This is a genomic window from Advenella kashmirensis W13003 (genome assembly GCF_000506985.1).
GTDB classification, from domain to species: domain Bacteria; phylum Pseudomonadota; class Gammaproteobacteria; order Burkholderiales; family Burkholderiaceae_B; genus Advenella; species Advenella kashmirensis_A.
Map to the genome: position 1 here is coordinate 448,303 of NZ_KI650980.1, position 16,540 is coordinate 464,842.

The following is a 16,540-nucleotide window of genomic DNA, read 5'->3' on the forward strand; positions in this document are numbered from 1 at the left end:
TCAGTGGAGTATAGAATGCTTAAATTACCCGTTTATCTGGACTATTCAGCAACCACCCCGGTTGACCCTGAGGTAGTTGAGAAAATGGTGCCATGGCTTTACGAAGAGTTTGGTAACCCGGCTTCCCGCAGCCATTCCTTTGGCTGGACAGCGGAAGAGGCCGTCGAAAAGGCCAGAAAGCAGGTTGCTGATCTGGTCAACGCCGATCCGCGTGAAATTGTGTGGACCTCTGGCGCAACCGAATCAGACAACCTGGCCATCAAAGGCGCTGCCCAATTTTATAAAGAACGCGGCAAGCACTTGATTACGGTAAAAACCGAGCACAAAGCGGTGCTGGATACCATGCGTGAGCTGGAGCGCCAGGGCTTTGAAGTCACCTATCTGAACGTTCAGGACAATGGGCTGATCGACATGGACGTGCTTAAGGCTGCGATTCGTCCCGATACAACGCTTATTTCCGTCATGTATGTCAATAACGAAATCGGCGTGATCCAGGATATCCCCGCCATCGGAGAACTGTGCCGCGAAAAAGGCATTATTTTCCACGTCGATGCTGCACAGGCAACCGGCAAGGTTGATATTGATCTGGCCACGCTCAAAGTGGACCTGATGTCCTTTTCTGCACACAAAACTTACGGCCCCAAAGGCATCGGTGCCCTGTACATCCGCCGTAAGCCACGGGTTCGCATCGAAGCGCAAATGCACGGTGGCGGTCATGAACGCGGTTTCCGTTCCGGCACACTGGCAACCCACCAGATCGTGGGCATGGGCGAAGCGTTCCGTCTGGCCAAGGAAAAAGGCCACGCCGAAAACGAACGTATCCGCGCACTGCGCGATCGCTTGTGGAATGGCCTGTCGACCATCGAAGAAGTGTATTTGAATGGCGATATGGAAAAACGCGTCCCGCATAATCTGAATGTGAGCTTCAATTATGTCGAAGGCGAGTCACTGATCATGGCGATCAAGGAATTGGCGGTCTCCAGCGGCTCTGCCTGTACCTCTGCCAGTCTTGAACCTTCTTATGTATTGCGGGCACTGGGTCGTAACGACGAACTGGCACACAGTTCCATTCGCTTTACCATCGGCCGGTTTACCACCGAAGCCGAAATCGATTATACGGTCGAACTGATTAAATCCCGTGTCGACAAACTGCGCGATATGTCACCCTTGTGGGAAATGGCCAAGGAAGGCATCGATCTGAACAGTGTTCAGTGGGCAGCGCATTAACAGTTTCAGGAGAAATTATCATGGCATACAGCAACAAAGTTCTTGATCACTATGAAAATCCCCGTAACGTCGGTTCGTTCGAGAAAGGCGACGAATCGGTCGGTACCGGTATGGTGGGTGCGCCTGCCTGTGGCGACGTGATGAAATTGCAAATCAAGGTCAACCAGGAAGGCGTGATCGAAGACGCACGCTTTAAAACCTATGGTTGCGGTTCTGCGATTGCTTCCAGCTCGCTCGTGACTGAGTGGGTCAAAGGCAAGACGCTGGATCAGGCGCTCGACATCCGCAATAAGCAGATTGCCGAAGAGCTGGCGCTGCCGCCCGTTAAAATTCACTGCTCCATCCTGGCTGAAGACGCCATCAAAGCGGCCGTTCAGGATTACAAAGACAAGCATACGGTTTAAACGTTATGGCCATTACCTTATCCGAAAAAGCGGCGCAGCACATTGAACGCTACCTCCAAAAGCGTGGTAAGGGCATTGGTTTGCGCCTGGGCGTACGCACTACCGGTTGTTCCGGCATGGCGTACAAACTGGAATACGTAGATGAACCTGACACGGCTGACGAAGTCTTTGAAAGCCATGGTGTGAAGGTGTTTGTCGATGCGAAAAGCCTGCCCTATATCGATGGCACAGAGCTTGATTACGCCCGTGAAGGATTGAATGAAGGCTTCAAATTCACCAATCCGAACGAAAAAGCCAGCTGCGGCTGCGGCGAATCATTTACGGTGTAAACGTGACAGAGCAGGTTGCATCGCATTTCGCCTTATTCGGTTTACCGCAGCAGTTCGCCCTGTCCCTGCCGGAACTGGAGCAGGCATGGAAGACCGTGTCTGCCCGGGTTCATCCGGACCGTTTTTCGACTGCCTCGGCGGCTGAAAAGCGGGTCGCCATGCAGTGGTCGTCCCGTATCAATGAAGCCTACCAGGTGCTAAGCAATCCGCTATCGCGCGCCCGCTATTTGTGTGAACAGGCGGGTGGCGATGTCGGCGCCGAGAACAACACGGCCATGGCGCCGAAGTTTCTCATGGCCCAGATGGAATGGCACGAAGAACTGGACGAACTGCGCGACAAACCCGATGCGGATCGTGTGCGCCAGTTTCTGGGCACGCTGGAACAGGCCGAATCCGAACTGTACGCGCAACTGGCAACCCTGATCGACGTCGAAAAAAATATTCCGGCAGCCACCGCAAAAGTGCGCGAAGGCATGTTCATTTCGAAAATTCACCAGGACGCCAAAGCGTTGCTGCGTCACTCTAAATAAAGTCTCAATTAGCATGGCACTCTTACAGATTTCCGAACCCGGAGACGCTCCGGTTCCTCATCAGCGTCGGTTCGCCGTCGGCATTGATCTGGGTACAACGCATTCGCTGGTCGCGGCCGTTCGCAACAGTATTCCCGAAACACTGGCCGATGAAGAGGGCAAGGAGTTGTTGCCTTCTGTCGTACGTTATCTGGATGGACAGAGCGTTGAAATTGGCTATCCGGCCGTGCGCAAGCAAAACAGCGATCCCCTGAATACGCTGGTTTCCGTCAAACGCCTGATGGGCCGCTCGTATGATGAAGCGGTCAGTATGAACCTGCCTTATGAATTTACGCCGGGCGAGGGCACAGTCCGTATCCACACCCGACAGGGTGACAAGACACCGGTTGATGTCTCTGCACAAATTCTGGCCAAACTGCGCCAGCGGGCCGAAGACGCGTTGGGAGATGACCTGGTTGGCGCGGTGATTACCGTTCCTGCCTATTTTGATGACACCCAGCGCCAGGCGACACGTGATGCAGCCCGTGTGGCGGGCCTCAATGTGCTGCGTTTGCTGAACGAACCCACAGCAGCTGCCATTGCCTATGGGCTGGATAACGCATCAGAAGGCGTCTTTGCCGTTTACGATCTGGGTGGCGGTACCTTTGATATTTCCATCCTGCGCCTGAGTAAAGGTGTATTTGAGGTCGTGGCCACGGGCGGTGATACGCAACTGGGTGGCGATGATTTTGACGAAGCCATTGTGGCCGATATCATGAAGCATCACAGCCAGGAAGCATTGACTATGTCAGACCGCCGGCTGCTGTTGAGCCGGGCCCGCCAGATGCGTGAGAAACTGTCGGGCACCACCAAAGCGGCATTTGAAGTGTCGCTGTCAAACGGACTGAACATCGATCAGATGTTCCCGCAGAATCATTTTGAAAATATCACGCGTCACCTGGTCAGCCGTACGCTGACGCTGGTCGATGATGTACTGCATAGTGCCGGCCTGACGCCAGAGCAAATCAACGGTGTTGTGCTGGTGGGCGGTGCGACCCGCATGCCCGTCGTGCGTAATCGCGTGCGTGAATATTTTAACCAGCAACCCCTGACAGACCTGGACCCGGATAAAGTGGTTGCGCTGGGCGCCGCCCGTCAGGCCCACCTGCTCGCAGGCAACCGCGCGCCCGGCGAAGACTGGCTGCTGCTGGATGTGACGCCACTGTCGCTGGGTCTGGAGACCATGGGCGGTCTGGTGGAAAAAATCATTCCTCGTAACAGCACGATTCCCGTGGCACGAGCTCAGGAATTTACCACCTATAAAGACGGCCAGACTGCCATGAGCATTCACGTGCTGCAGGGTGAACGCGATCTGGTGACGGACTGTCGCTCGCTGGCGCGTTTTGAGCTGCGTGATATTCCTCCAATGGTGGCGGGTGCGGCACGTATTCGCGTCACGTTTCAGGTGGATGCCGATGGCCTGCTGAGTGTGACTGCGTCCGAGCAAAGCACGGGCAAAGAAGCGCAGATTACCGTCAAGCCGTCCTATGGCCTGACGGACGAGCAGATCACTGCCATGTTGCAGGAAAGCATGCAGAACGCCGGTGAAGACGCACAGCAACGCATGTTGCGTGAGCAACAGGTGGATGCACGCCAGTTGCTCGATTCGGTCAAGGCTGCCATGGATAAAGACCGCGATTTGCTGAGCGAAGACGAAATCCGCGAGATTACCGAACACATTGAATCGCTGTCTGGCCTGTCCGACAGTGATGATATTCAGGATTGGCGCGATGCGACCGACAGGCTGGCCAAAGCGACCGATGACTTTGCCGCGCGCCGCATGGACAGAAGCATTCGCGATGCGCTTTCCGGCAAATCGCTGAATGATATTGCTTAAAAATACAGTATAACGGACCCCATTTATGCCCAAGATTACAGTCTTACCGCACCCCGACGTCTGCCCCGATGGCGCGGTCATTAATGACGCGCCCGAAGGTACGTCCATTTGCCGCATCCTGCTGGACAATCATATCGAGATCGAACACGCCTGTGAGCTGTCCTGCGCCTGCACGACCTGCCACGTGGTGGTCAAGGAAGGCTTTAACTCGCTGGAAGAGGCGAGCGACGACGAAGAGGACCTGCTGGATAAGGCCTGGGGCCTGACCTCGGTGTCTCGTTTGTCTTGCCAGGCTTTGGTGGCTGATCAGGATCTGGTTGTGGAAATTCCCAAGTACACGATTAATCATGCTAAGGAAAATCACTGATTACCAAATGGATACTTTCCTGGCTAGTTAATGACGCGACCAAAAAAATAATGCCCCTTAGGTAGCCAGATACTTATGTGTTGGAAGGCGGCAGATCAGTAACTCAAGGCCTGAGCAAGGTATAGTACCGGGCTCAGGCCTTTTCGTTTTATCTTGATATGGTAATGCTAAGAGCAATGGCTATACCAATATAGAAAGTATGTTGCTCTTAGCTGGCAGATTTGCGAATAATGACGCCGTCCAGCGCTCGTACTCCCTGTCCTTGCGGTAATGCAATAATGGGATTGATATCAATCGACTCTATCCGGTCACCAAGCGCATATGCCAATTGTGATAGGGCAGCAAGGGTGTCGGCCAATGCAGCAATGTCAGCGGCGCCTTGTCCTCGTTCCCCTTTAAGTAGGGAAACTGCCTGAGTCTCATGGATCATTGAAAGTGCTTCTGCCTGATCGAACGGAGCAAGCCTGAAGCTGACATCCTTGAGAACTTCCACAAATATTCCGCCCAGACCAAACATCACTACCGGTCCGAAAACCGGATCGCAATACACGCCCATAATGCACTCGATGCCCCCGCTGTGCATGGGAGCGATGAGGATGCCTTCAACGTCGGCCAAAGGTTGAGCGCGCTGCACTGATGACAGAATTTCGAGATACGCATCTGCCACGGCGTCATCTCCGCTGATTCCCAGTTTGACACCGCCAATATCACTTTTGTGCAGAATGTCGGCGGATACAATTTTCATCGCGACAGGACAACTGAATTGGCGCGCAATATCCTGTGCAGCTGCTTTCGTTGTTGCCACTGAAAATGGAGTGACAGCGATTCCCGCATTTTTCAAAATAGTGAGTGAATCGGCTTCATTTAACGCGCCTGTACCCCCTGGCAGGTTCACGTTCGTTTTTTGCGCAACGGCTTCTTTCCCACATGATAGTGCGGCACGTTTTCCCGGTCGGTGGTGCATGATTCTGGATAACGTGCGGATCGCTGTGCTTGGGTCGGCGAACACCATCGATCCCTTTTCCTGTAGCGCTGTGATACGTTCTGGTGGCAGCAGCGCGCTGATCGTAATCGGGGTGTTCGGGTATTCGGCGTGCAGCACGCTGACCAATTCCTGCAAATGCGGCCACAATGCTTCAGATGAGCCCGCAGCAGCCAGAAAAATAGCAAGCGCACCATACTTGCCTGTTGCCAGCAGATCACGGCTGGTATCCAGAAGGATAGAGAGGTCCGTGAGGGCCTGGCCGGTGACATCGACTGGATTGTTCGCGCTGGCAAAGGGAATTCGCGCCAGTAGCCTGGCTTGTACATCATCTGGCGGGGCGGGCAGACTCAGATGATGGTCATCGGCTTCATCGGCCATCAATGCGCCGACGCCGCCTGATATGGAAATAATCGCCAAATTTTGGCTGGCTGCGTGGTGAGGCCATTTGCTAAGTGCTTGTCCCACGTTGAAAAATTCGTCGATTGTGTAGGCCCGGATTGCACCGTATTGTTTGAACAATGCATCGTAAACGGCATCGTCACCCGCCAGCGCAGCCGTGTGGGACGCCGCAGCCTGAGCGCCCGACGCGGTTCTGCCAATTTTGGTCACAACCACAGGCTTGCCTGCACTGTTCGCTGCTGACAGGGCGCGCTTCAGTTTGTCGCCGTCTTTGCATCCTTCGATATAGGCCATGATGACACGGGTATGAGGGTCCTCTGTCAGCCATTGAATGCAATCGGCGACATCAATATCACTTTCGTTTCCTGTACTAATCCAGAATGACAGTCCGAGATTGCGTTCCCGTGCCAGGCAATAGGCGTAGGCGCCGAAAGCGCCGCTTTGAGTGACCATGCCGACGTCGCCGGCAGGTAGCCGGCCGTTGAGCGGAGCAGGGGAGAAGGTTGCATAGGTATGATCGCGGACATTGATAAAGCCAAGACAGTTTGGTCCCAGCAACCGTATGCGCCGCTCGCGCGCAAAGGCGTGAAGTTGTTGTTGCAATTGACTGCCGGCATCGCCGACCTCGGCAAACCCCGAAGTAAAGGTCACCGCGTTTCTGATCTGGCCAGGCCGGGATTGTTCAAGGGCAGCAAGTACATGAACGGCTGGAACAGCAATAATGACAAGGTCAATCGTATCACTGATATCGTTCAGGCTGGCGTGGCAGGGCAGGCCATAAACCCTATCCTGCCGGGGGTTGACCGGATAAATTTTTCCGGTATATCCGGCATCAAGAAGCAGCGCAATGGGGACGGCTCCGGACTTGCCTGTTGCGTTTGATGCACCCAGAATTGCAATGCTCTTGGGGGAAAAAAGTGAGTTCAGGGTCTGGCATGTATTCATATTAAGTACATCGAATAAGGGTTTCAAAGTGCCATGTCGATGACATTGCGGCCGGTTGTTTTGCGTTCCAGCATTTGTTTCGTGACTTGTGGCAGGCTGTGCAGTGATATCACCTGACATATATCATTCAGATGATCAGGACGATATTCTATAGCCAGCTTGTCCCAGATTTTCCTGCGTAGCGCCATCGGGCCACCCGCGTTGATGCCCAGCAATTTCACGCCTCGCAGAATGAAAGGAAAGACGCTCGTAGAAAGGTTGGCACCACCAGCGTTGCCGAAGGCGGTGATCACGCCTTCCGGTTTTGTCGTCCGAAGCAGCCAGGAAAGAACTGAACCGCCTACCGAGTCAATGGCGCCGGCCCATTGGCCGGAAGCAAGCGGTCCGCTCGGTTCAAGATCGGGAACCGCAATCACTCTGGCCGCGCCAAGCTTTTTGAGATAATCATGTGCAGCGTGCTTGCCGGTAATGGCGACAGCCTGGTAGCCGCAATGATTCAATATGTCAATCGCAATGCTGGCGACGCCGCCTGTCGCACCGGTGACAGCGATTTCGCCCTGGTCGGGGCTTAATCCGCACATTTCCATCCAATGTAGTGCCAGCGCAGCAGTGTATCCGGCAGCACCAAGTGTCGCTGCCTCACGCAGGCTAAGTCCGTCAGGCAAGGGCAGAACCCAGTCGGATGACACGCGCGCATATTGTGCATGTCCGCCGTCATGCTCAACGCCCAGCCCGAAGCCATGGACAACCACGGGATCACCTTCTTTCAGTTGCTGATTCGCGGATGAGACAACGTGCCCGCTCAAATCAATGCCGGTGATGCGCGGGTAATCCCGAACAATTTTTCCCTGACCGTTTGCGGCCAGTGCATCTTTATAATTTACCCCGGCGAAAGCCACTTTGATGATGGTGTCGCCCGGCGACAGGTCATCAAATTGAAGTTGCCGGACATGACATTCGGGTGGTTTTCCCGCATCTGGAGTTTCCACGCGAAAGGCTGAAAATGTTGTCATGCTGATTTCCTTATGGAGTGATAGACGCCTGCAAAATACGCCGCGCCAGGAAGGCCCGGTGCAATTCATTGGCGCCGTCGTATATGCGAAAAGGGCGGGATTCCCGCCAGATGCACGAGACGACGGTGTCATCCGATACGCCAAGCGCTCCCATCATTTGCACGCATCTATCGGCAACCCGGCCAACGGCTTCCGATACGAATATCTTTGTCATTGCTGATTCATTTTTTACCGATATTGCCCGATCCATCAGCATGGCGCATTCCCGTGTCATCAGCCGGCTCGCATGCAGGTCTATATGGGAATCGGCAATCATGGCCTGGATTTGCTGCAGCTCCGATAATCGATTGCCGAAGGTATGTCTTGTTTGCACATAGTCTTGTGCAATTTCCAGGGCGCGCCTGGCCCGGCCGATAAATCGCATGCAATGTGAAAGGCGAGCCGGTTCCAGGCGTAGTTGAATGTGCTTCATCCCCATGCCAATCTGGCCTAGCACTGCACTATCAGGAACGTGACAGTTTTCAATGAGAATCTCTGCATGCCCGCCGATCTGATAGCCAGTGACCGTCGGAATATCTCTCGTTACTCGGTATCCTTTCGTGTCGGTATCCACGATAAACAGCGTCACACCCTCATCTGTTTTTGCAGGCACAATGGCGAAATCGGCAGCAACGCCGCCACTGATGAATTTTTTGTGTCCATTAATCAGCCAGCCATTAGCGCGCCGGGTTGCACGGGTTTGCAACATATTCGGGTCAGAGCCTGCGCCAGGTGCCGGCTCGGTCATTGCAAAACATGCACGCTTTTCACCCCGGGCCAGAGGGCCCAGATACGTCTGTTTCTGTTCATCGGTGGCCAGGTGTAAAAGGGTAAGCATGTTCGGCTGATCCGGTGGCGCGCAATTGAGTGCAAGCGGACCGAGCATACCGCGGCCAGCCTCTTCAAAAATGTGGGCGCACTCTGCCCAGTTTAATCCGAGCCCACCCCATTCGAGAGGTAACTGCGGGCCGTAAACACCGGCTGTTCTGGCTTGTGCACGCAGCTGCCTGCAGACGGCATCCAGTGCTTCAACATCTTTTTCCAGCGCCGGGTTTTCAAGGGGTATTGCAACCGTATCGATAAAGTGCCTGACTTTATTCCTCAGGGTCTCCGTTTTTTCATCCAACATAGGTCAAAATATCCTGGTTCAATTTTCAAGATGCAGATTGGCATCACGAACAATGCCGTCCCATTTTTCAGCTTCGTCGTGAATATATTGTGCAAATTGCTCTGGTGTTCCGCCAACGGTATGAATGCCCTGTTGGAGCAGATAGTCTTGTACCGCTTTCTCCTTCAGTACCTCATTAATCTGTGTATTGAGCGTGTTGATGACTGCTGGTGGAGTGCCTGTGGGCGCAAGAACTCCCCACCAGGAAGCAGCGATCACAGGAATGCCCAATTCCGTGAGCGTCGGTACGTTTGGCAGGGCAGGGCTGCGTTTGTCGGCGGCGATGGCCAAAGGCACCAGGCGAGCCGCCTTCACTTGCCCGTATGCGGGCGCCAGATTGTCAAAACTCAGAGGGACTTGATTGCCGGAGGTGGCCACGACCGCCTCGGCACTGCCTTTGTAAGGCACATGCTGTAAATGCAGACCCGTTTTACGGTTGAAAATTTCTGCTGCCATGTGCGGAATGCTGCCAACGCCTGCAGTGGCATACGACAAATCTCCGGTTTTTTTACTTCGGTCCAGAATGTCCTGGACCTTTTTAACGCTGCTATCAGGGCTGGTAAAGATGTAAACCGGTACGTCGGTTGCCAGCACGACCGGAACCAGATCTGTTTCAACGTCATAAGGTAGTTTTTTATAAAATGCAGGATTGGTAGCCAGGTTGGCGGTACCCATCAGCAAGGTATAACCATCGGGTTTGGCTCGCACCACATAGCTGGTGCCAATCTGTGTTGCGCCGCCAGCCTTGTTCTCGACAACGACTGGCTGTTTCAATTTTTCGGCGAGTTTCTTGGCAATAATCCGGGCCGCCGTATCGGTACCGCCGCCGGCAGCGTAAGGAACGACAAGTGTAATTGGCCTGTCCGGATACTCGCTGGCAAGCACCGGCGCAGAAAAACCGGCCGCTACAGACAAAGCGATGAGGGGGATCATATTTTTCATATCATTGCTCCGGCGGTTTTTTAATTAATACTGATATTGGTCTGTTTGATCATATCGGCCCACCAGCGTGTTTCTTCACTGATCTGATTGGCAAAGGCCTCTGGTGTATTGCCTTCGGGCTCGGCGCCCAGTTCGGTCAGGCGCTTGCGGATGTCAGGACGTTGCAACACTTGTACTGCGGCATTATGTAGTTGCCGGACAATGGGTTCAGGGGTGCCTTTGGGCACCATCAAGCCCTTCCAGGCCATGATGACGTAACCGTTTAGTCCCTGTTCTTCAAATGTCGGAACTTGGGGCAGGGCCTCGGCTCTCTTTGAGCTGGGAACACCCAACGCGCGCAATTTCCCGCTGATCACATGGGGCAACAGCGGCGGCATGTTGTCAATCATCACATTAATATGGTTGGCCAGCAGATCACTAATGGCCGGGCCCGAACCCTTGTAAGGTACATGCTGCATTTTCAGACCCGCCATTTTGTTCAGGAGTTCGCCTGCCAGATGGGCAGGACTTCCCGTGCCCGGAGAGCCAAAGGAGATTGTTTGTGGATGATTTTTTGCATATGCAATGAACTCTTTCAGATTTTTGGCGGGAATCTCAGGGTTGACGACCATCAGGTTATGCTCGCGGGTCAGCGCAGTCACCGGCTGCAGGTCCTTGCCGGGGCTGTAGTTCATGTTCTTGTACAAGCTGGGATTGATAACCGTTGGCCCTGCCGCGGCAAGAAGAACGGTATAGCCATCCGGTTTTGCAGTGGCGACAAAGTGGCCTCCTATATTGCCACCGGCCCCGGGTTTGTTTTCGACCACGATCACCTGTCCCAGAACAGGACGCATGGCCTCGGCAAGCAGTCGTCCCAGAATGTCGGTTGATCCACCTGGCGCAAATGGGACAATCAGTCTGATGGGCTGTTCGGGATAGGCTGCATATGCCAGTACGGGCGCGACGCTGATGACAAAAGCAGCAATCATCGTTGTTATCGATTTTTTAAACATGATGGTCTCCTTTGTTTAATGGGCCTTCTTGTGAGGCATTTTTGTATTGCGGTTGAATGAAAATAGGGGCTTTAACGGCCGGGTTCGAAGCCGGCGTTTTTCAACGTCAGGCGGGCGATATTGAGCTGGTGAATCTGGCTGGTTCCTTCATACAGGCGGAACAGGCGTACATCGCGGTAGAAGCGTTCAATACCAAAGTCTGCGATATAGCCGTAGCCGCCAAACATCTGTACACAACGGTCCGCAACCCGTCCGCACATTTCCGAGCAAAAGTATTTGCAAATGGATGCATTCATCGCGACGTCCTTGCCGTCGTCGCGCTCTCGAGCTGTTTGCATGACCAGCGCTTTTGCCGTTTCAATGTCGGTTTTGCAATCGGCGATCATCGCCTGAATCAATTGAAAATTCATCAGCGGCTGGCCGAACTGAGCACGATTGCCCACAAACTTCATGGCTTCGTCCAGCATGCGGATTGCCGGACCAATACACAGTGCCGCCAGGTGAATGCGCTGCTTGTTCAGTACCTTCATGGCGGTTTTGAAACCCATGCCTTCGACGCCCCCAATCAGATTGCATGCGGGAACGCGACAATGATCAAAATGCACTTCCGACACAGGCGAGCCGGCCTGTCCCATTTTTTCGTAGGGGTGTCCGGTGGACAGCCCAGGCGTGCCGCGTTCCACGAGAAAGGCCGAAATGCCGCCTGCCTTGGGATTGTCAGGATCCGTGCGTGCCATCACGGTAAATAGATCAGCTATCGGAGCATTGGTAATGAAGCATTTTGTCCCATTCAGCACGTAATGATCCCCTTCGCGGCGCGCGCTGGTCTGTAAGGCAGTGGCATCTGAGCCGGCTTCTGGCTCGGTCAATGCAAATGAACCGGTCATTCGCCCGCTTGCCAACTCCGGCAGATAACGCTGCTTCTGCTCGGGTGTGCCATCGGCCACCAATCCTTCAGATCCGATCCCCGTGTTGGTGCCTACACGTGCTCTAAAAGCGACCGAGCATTGCGATAACTCCATGGCGGCCAGGACCAGTTCTTCAGTGGTCATTCCGAGTCCGCCGTATTCTTCGGGTATTGAATAGCCGAACATATTCTGGTCTGCCATTTCTCTGACGAGATCATCAGGAACCAGGTCGGATTGAGCGACCTGTTTTTCCTGTGGTACCAGGCGTTCATGGACAAACCGCCGCAGTGAATCCAGAAATAGGGTGAACGATTCAGGGTCCCGCAGCATATTGATTCTCCTTCTCTGCTTTCGTTGGTATTGGGGTTGCATGCGTGTGATTGTCCAAAAAGCATAGCAATTTATCGTTAATATCGATATTATTGTTTCGATATATTGAATTTAAAATTTAGGCATTTTGTTTTGGATGATATTTTTCTTGGGAATCAGTATGAAAAATACCGGTACACACAGTGATCCCCGTTTTGCAACAACCGTCGCGCACGGCATGGCCGTATTGCAGTGTTTCAGGATGGCCGAGCCGGCGCTCAGCAATAAAGATCTGGCAGAGCGAACTGGCCTGTCCAAAGCCACCATTTCCCGGCTGACCTATACGCTCGCGCTCAAGGGCCTATTGTTGTACGACGGGCAGTTGAGACGATATCGGCTTGGAGCCGGTATTCTGTCTCTGGTGCATCCCATGCTCAGCGGTATTCGATTACGTCAAATGGCAAGGCCCTTCATGCGGGCGCTCGCAGACCGATGCGAAGGGTCCGTGTCGCTGGGCTTGTATGACAATCTGCATATGGTGTACCTCGAGACCAGCCGAGGCCACGAGGCCATCGGCTTTCGACCGGATATTGGTGCCCGGCTGCCATTGCTGGGTTCTGCAATGGGGCGCGCGTGGCTGGCGAACGCATCGTCGACCATGCGCAAGAGCGTACTTCAGCAGATCCGCAGTGAGGACGATTGGCAAATGCAAACGCACGGGGCTGCCTGGAGAGGGGCTCAACGTGACTGGAACAACAAAGGCTATTGCCTCTCATTTGGCGACTGGCAGGCCGATGTGCATGCGGTTGCGGTCGCGTTACCGGTCCCCATCTTTGGCGAGCACCTGGTATTCAATTGCGGGGTACCCGTGTCACGGTTGAAAGACAAATCCATCGAGGATGTCGCCGCCGGTCCATTGTTGGCGATGGTTGATGACGTTGTACAGTGCATGCAACGGGAGAGGCCAGATGCCTGAGCAAGAAAAGAAAACAGCAGATCCGCAATTTGCGTCCACACTGGCTCAGGCCATTGACCTGCTTGCATGCTTCAGATCGGGAGAGCGCACGTTGGGGAACAAACAGATTTCGCTGCGTACCGGACTGTCTCCGAGCACGGTCGCCAGACTCACCCATACACTTGTACAACTTGGATATTTGCGCCGCGCACAGCAAGGCAGACGTTATCTGTTGGGGCCGACGTTGCTGACGTTAAGCTATCCACTGCTTGCCAGCCTGCAGTTAAGGCAGATGGCCCGCCCGCTGATGCTGAGGTTGGCGCAGGAAATCAATGGCGCCGTCTCACTTGTCATTCGCGATCGTTGTAATATGGTTTATGTGGAAACGGCACGTGCCAACGAAACCTTGCAGGCTCATCCCGATATCGGCGCTGCCTTGCCCATGATGTCAACGGCTGCGGGCAAGGCGTGGCTCTGTCGCGCTTCTGCAGAAGAGCGTACTGCGGTTTTGAATCAAATTCGTGTGACTCAACCGGACTATTATAAGGGCCATGAACACAGTCTGGCGGAGACTTATCGCCAATTCGAACGCTACGGTTATTGCTCCAACAATGGGCAGTGGTTACCGCATTCGTTTGGCTTTGCGGTGCCGTTTGCAAAGCCGGTTGACGCAAATATTTTTATACTCAATTGCGGGGTTCCTGTTACTGACGGGGGCTTTGCCGAGCGTAATAGAGAAATTCCCAAGCGGCTGCTTGTACTGGTGAACAGCGTACAGAACACGCTTGGGTTGTGAGTGTTTTTATGGGAGGGCATTTAGTATTCTTCCGGATAGCCGGAATAAAAGTAAGCGACTTCCTTTTGCCCTGCGAACATTAATTGCGCTTCTTTGAGTTCATTCGGCCCAGGAGGCCATTGTTACTGTGGGTTGGCATGCGAACCAAAAAAACGCCTCACCCTGAAGAAGGTGAGGCGAAAGTTCGGAGCGAGATGAAGTAAAAGCGATCGCTTACGCCTTGACGGCTTTTTCCTTGCCGGTCAGATAGCCCACGGCGGCGCTGAAGCGATCATGATATTTTTCGTCGATCAGCGGGGCCACTTTCTCTTTCACGACATCGTGCAGGCCAGGCTTGCCGCCTTTGCCTTTTTCCCAGTCACCTGCGTGTTGGAAATTACTCATGATGTACGTCCAGCCGTTCAGCTCGTCCACCGACTGCAGGCCGGTTGATTCTGCACCGGCGGGGCAGGACAGCAGACGTGCCAGCTGTTTGGTGTCTACGTTGTAAGCCCACAGGAAGTTGTTGACGTGCGTACCGCTGTCCTCGCCGATGAACAGGGTGCGCAGTTTTTCGGAGAACTTGATGTTATCCGGATTGGCAATCTTGTCTGCATTGGCGGTATTGCCCAGCGCGTCAGGGGTTTTGAGATCTTCACCGACCAGTTCTGCTGGCGGCTTCATGTCCACAGGTACCCATTCACTGTTGATCTCTTTACCGGTATTATCTTTTTGTCCGCCTTTCAGGTTCAGGGCGTATACGGCACCGGCGTAGGGGCCTTCTACCTTGATGTCGGATGAGCCATCCAGCATGGCGTCGCGTACATAGGACATGGCCGAGTAGGCAATCTTGTCCTTGGCGTTGACGGTCGTACCTTCCATTTTGGAGAAACCCATGCTGCCGCCGGCAACGGCTGCATGACGGTGCGTTTCCAGGAAGGCCGCTGCTTTTTCCATACCTGGCTTGAGCTTGACCCAGTTCACTTTCTTGTCGAACACAATTTTCTTGAAGGAATCATCCTTGGGGTCTTCGTACTTGACTTCCATGATGTCCTGGGGCTTGAGCTTGTTGGCCAGCGCTTCGATTTCATCGCTGGTGGCGTGGCCCAGGTGAACCCAGGTCAGATCTGCGGAGCCAGGGCCTTCGCCGCTGGTCTGGTGCCATTTGGCGACATACAGATTGCCGGCAGACAGATCGGCTTCCTTGTCGGCCACAAACATGAACAGACCGCCATGGTTGGCATCGTCTCCCATGAGGGCAGTGCGCTGATCGGGCATGACCTGGATCAATTCATGCGAAATCCGGCCCAGGTTGTAGTGTTTTTTTACGGTACCCGTGCCATCCGGATTAACAGTTACTTCCGGCATATGGCCGTAGTGGTAAGGATTGGCTTTGGTTTCGTCGCCATACAGCGCCTTGCTGTAGCCTTTGAATTCGTCGTTCTTGTCGATCTTGAACGCATCGGGCTCATACTCTTCGCTGGACAGGTGCGTGTTCCATGGCGAGAGCGAGGCGCCACAGGTAATCCACAGGCCGTGCACGCCGGAGGTATCAACGTTGTGATATTTCACCAGTGACAGATGACCGGTTTCCGGATCCTGGTCCAAAGTCAGTACGGCGATGGGAGAGGGCAGTTTGCCGTACATATCGTCGCCGTTCAGATTGCGTGTGGTGTATTCGAACTGCACGACGGCAAATACGGGGTTGCCTTTGACGCCATCTACCTTGGCATTGTCCAGCTTGAGCAAGGACGTGCCGTCGGGACTGTCGGAGAAAATCTGACGCTCTTTACCGGCGACAGAGGTGTCCATGATGGGTTTGTTATTGATGTCGAAATAGCCGCCGGCAATGATCTCGCCGCCTTTGCCGTCGGGCACTTTATCGCCGGTCAGGAAAAATGGCTTGTACGCCAGTTCAAGGGTCGTATCGGTATTGTCTGCCCACTTGATTTTCAGGGAAGAGCCAACGGTGGTGTCAGCCAGCGCGGCGGGATTGTCCAGCGTAGGCGCTGCCATCCCGATAAATTCAGCAGAGGCAAAAGCCTTTTTCACCGCGTCTGTTGTTTGGGCAGTCGCAAAACCGGCAAAACTGCCCAGAACGCCGGTTGTAAGCGGCAACATAGGCGCGCCGGCCAATGCTTTCAGACTGCGACGGCGCGATGGAGAGAAAGTAGCGGATTTCATGTTACGTGATCCTGTTGACAATAATGCGGGCATATTACAGGTTTAATATGACAGGAAATCGTATGGTGGATGGTCTTTGTGGAGGGGCTCAAGATTGCGGCCATATGTATGTATCCATCGCCTGGTCTTTGGCAGCGTAATGGCCGGGAAAGACAATTCGCAGTTCACTTTTAAGTATCAGTCAGATCGTTTT

General features: G+C 53.9%; 15 protein-coding genes. 8 read left to right on the top strand and 7 right to left on the bottom strand.

The features are described from left to right. The first annotated feature begins 15 nt into the window (after positions 1-15). From W822_RS36930 to fdx, 6 genes are read left to right on the top strand one after another with little or no spacing between them, the layout of a single operon-like run. On the top strand, positions 16-1,227 hold the full coding sequence (locus tag W822_RS36930; RefSeq protein WP_024005715.1) for an IscS subfamily cysteine desulfurase: 1,212 nt from the start codon (positions 16-18) through the stop codon (positions 1,225-1,227). Between the two features lie 20 nt (positions 1,228-1,247). Continuing rightward, the gene (iscU, locus tag W822_RS36935) at positions 1,248-1,631 is read left to right on the top strand and encodes a Fe-S cluster assembly scaffold IscU (protein ID WP_024005716.1); all 384 of its coding nucleotides are present in this window, start codon (positions 1,248-1,250) and stop codon (positions 1,629-1,631) included. A 5-nt stretch (positions 1,632-1,636) separates the two neighbouring features. Further along, entirely contained in the window at positions 1,637-1,960 is a 324-nt protein-coding gene (gene iscA, locus W822_RS36940) for an iron-sulfur cluster assembly protein IscA (RefSeq protein ID WP_024005717.1), read from the top strand. Between the two features lie 2 nt (positions 1,961-1,962). Next, complete coding sequence (gene hscB / locus W822_RS36945) at positions 1,963-2,490, top strand: Fe-S protein assembly co-chaperone HscB (protein ID WP_024005718.1); 528 nt, start codon at positions 1,963-1,965, stop codon at positions 2,488-2,490. A gap of 13 nt (positions 2,491-2,503) precedes the next feature. Continuing rightward, positions 2,504-4,366: a Fe-S protein assembly chaperone HscA gene (gene hscA, locus W822_RS36950; RefSeq protein ID WP_024005719.1), complete on the top strand. Its 1,863-nt coding sequence runs from the start codon at positions 2,504-2,506 to the stop codon at positions 4,364-4,366. Positions 4,367-4,391: 25 nt separating this feature from the next. Then, entirely contained in the window at positions 4,392-4,733 is a 342-nt protein-coding gene (gene fdx / locus W822_RS36955; RefSeq protein ID WP_024005720.1) for an ISC system 2Fe-2S type ferredoxin, read from the top strand. A 208-nt stretch (positions 4,734-4,941) separates the two neighbouring features. On the opposite strand, the gene W822_RS36960 is transcribed toward fdx, so the two are convergent. The 6 genes from W822_RS36960 to W822_RS36985 form a co-directional block, all read right to left on the bottom strand. Next, entirely contained in the window at positions 4,942-7,062 is a 2,121-nt protein-coding gene (locus W822_RS36960) for an acetate--CoA ligase family protein (protein ID WP_024005721.1), read from the bottom strand. A 23-nt stretch (positions 7,063-7,085) separates the two neighbouring features. Further along, positions 7,086-8,075: a YhdH/YhfP family quinone oxidoreductase gene (locus tag W822_RS36965; RefSeq protein ID WP_024005722.1), complete on the bottom strand. Its 990-nt coding sequence runs from the start codon at positions 8,073-8,075 to the stop codon at positions 7,086-7,088. Positions 8,076-8,085: 10 nt separating this feature from the next. After that, entirely contained in the window at positions 8,086-9,243 is a 1,158-nt protein-coding gene (locus W822_RS36970; RefSeq protein WP_024005723.1) for an acyl-CoA dehydrogenase family protein, read from the bottom strand. Between the two features lie 18 nt (positions 9,244-9,261). Further along, the gene (locus W822_RS36975; protein WP_024005724.1) at positions 9,262-10,224 is read right to left on the bottom strand and encodes a tripartite tricarboxylate transporter substrate binding protein; all 963 of its coding nucleotides are present in this window, start codon (positions 10,222-10,224) and stop codon (positions 9,262-9,264) included. A gap of 20 nt (positions 10,225-10,244) precedes the next feature. After that, positions 10,245-11,216, bottom strand: a complete 972-nt coding sequence (locus tag W822_RS36980; protein WP_024005725.1) for a Bug family tripartite tricarboxylate transporter substrate binding protein — start codon at positions 11,214-11,216, stop codon at positions 10,245-10,247. 71 nt (positions 11,217-11,287) lie between these two features. Then, a complete protein-coding gene (locus W822_RS36985; RefSeq protein WP_024005726.1) occupies positions 11,288-12,454 on the bottom strand; it encodes an acyl-CoA dehydrogenase family protein in 1,167 nt (388 codons plus the stop codon). A gap of 160 nt (positions 12,455-12,614) precedes the next feature. Between W822_RS36985 and W822_RS36990 the strand changes: the two genes are divergently transcribed. Both W822_RS36990 and W822_RS36995 read left to right on the top strand, forming a co-directional pair. Then, on the top strand, positions 12,615-13,409 hold the full coding sequence (locus tag W822_RS36990; RefSeq protein WP_024005727.1) for an IclR family transcriptional regulator: 795 nt from the start codon (positions 12,615-12,617) through the stop codon (positions 13,407-13,409). Beyond that, on the top strand, positions 13,402-14,184 hold the full coding sequence (locus W822_RS36995; RefSeq protein WP_024005728.1) for an IclR family transcriptional regulator: 783 nt from the start codon (positions 13,402-13,404) through the stop codon (positions 14,182-14,184). Before W822_RS36990 ends, W822_RS36995 begins: the two co-directional genes overlap by 8 nt. Before the next feature lie 213 nt (positions 14,185-14,397). On the opposite strand, the gene W822_RS37000 is transcribed toward W822_RS36995, so the two are convergent. Then, on the bottom strand, positions 14,398-16,347 hold the full coding sequence (locus W822_RS37000; protein ID WP_031242933.1) for a PhoX family protein: 1,950 nt from the start codon (positions 16,345-16,347) through the stop codon (positions 14,398-14,400). Positions 16,348-16,540 lie beyond the last annotated feature (193 nt).

Coding starts and splice junctions, on each gene's coding strand:
- W822_RS36930 (WP_024005715.1), top strand. CDS start 16: ATGCTTAAATTACCCGTTTATCTGGACTATTCAGCAACCACCCCGGTT.
- iscU (WP_024005716.1), top strand. CDS start 1,248: ATGGCATACAGCAACAAAGTTCTTGATCACTATGAAAATCCCCGTAAC.
- iscA (WP_024005717.1), top strand. CDS start 1,637: ATGGCCATTACCTTATCCGAAAAAGCGGCGCAGCACATTGAACGCTAC.
- hscA (WP_024005719.1), top strand. CDS start 2,504: ATGGCACTCTTACAGATTTCCGAACCCGGAGACGCTCCGGTTCCTCAT.
- fdx (WP_024005720.1), top strand. CDS start 4,392: ATGCCCAAGATTACAGTCTTACCGCACCCCGACGTCTGCCCCGATGGC.
- W822_RS36960 (WP_024005721.1), bottom strand. CDS start 7,062: ATGAATACATGCCAGACCCTGAACTCACTTTTTTCCCCCAAGAGCATT.
- W822_RS36965 (WP_024005722.1), bottom strand. CDS start 8,075: ATGACAACATTTTCAGCCTTTCGCGTGGAAACTCCAGATGCGGGAAAA.
- W822_RS36970 (WP_024005723.1), bottom strand. CDS start 9,243: ATGTTGGATGAAAAAACGGAGACCCTGAGGAATAAAGTCAGGCACTTT.
- W822_RS36975 (WP_024005724.1), bottom strand. CDS start 10,224: ATGAAAAATATGATCCCCCTCATCGCTTTGTCTGTAGCGGCCGGTTTT.
- W822_RS36980 (WP_024005725.1), bottom strand. CDS start 11,216: ATGTTTAAAAAATCGATAACAACGATGATTGCTGCTTTTGTCATCAGC.
- W822_RS36985 (WP_024005726.1), bottom strand. CDS start 12,454: ATGCTGCGGGACCCTGAATCGTTCACCCTATTTCTGGATTCACTGCGG.
- W822_RS36990 (WP_024005727.1), top strand. CDS start 12,615: ATGAAAAATACCGGTACACACAGTGATCCCCGTTTTGCAACAACCGTC.
- W822_RS36995 (WP_024005728.1), top strand. CDS start 13,402: ATGCCTGAGCAAGAAAAGAAAACAGCAGATCCGCAATTTGCGTCCACA.
- W822_RS37000 (WP_031242933.1), bottom strand. CDS start 16,347: ATGAAATCCGCTACTTTCTCTCCATCGCGCCGTCGCAGTCTGAAAGCA.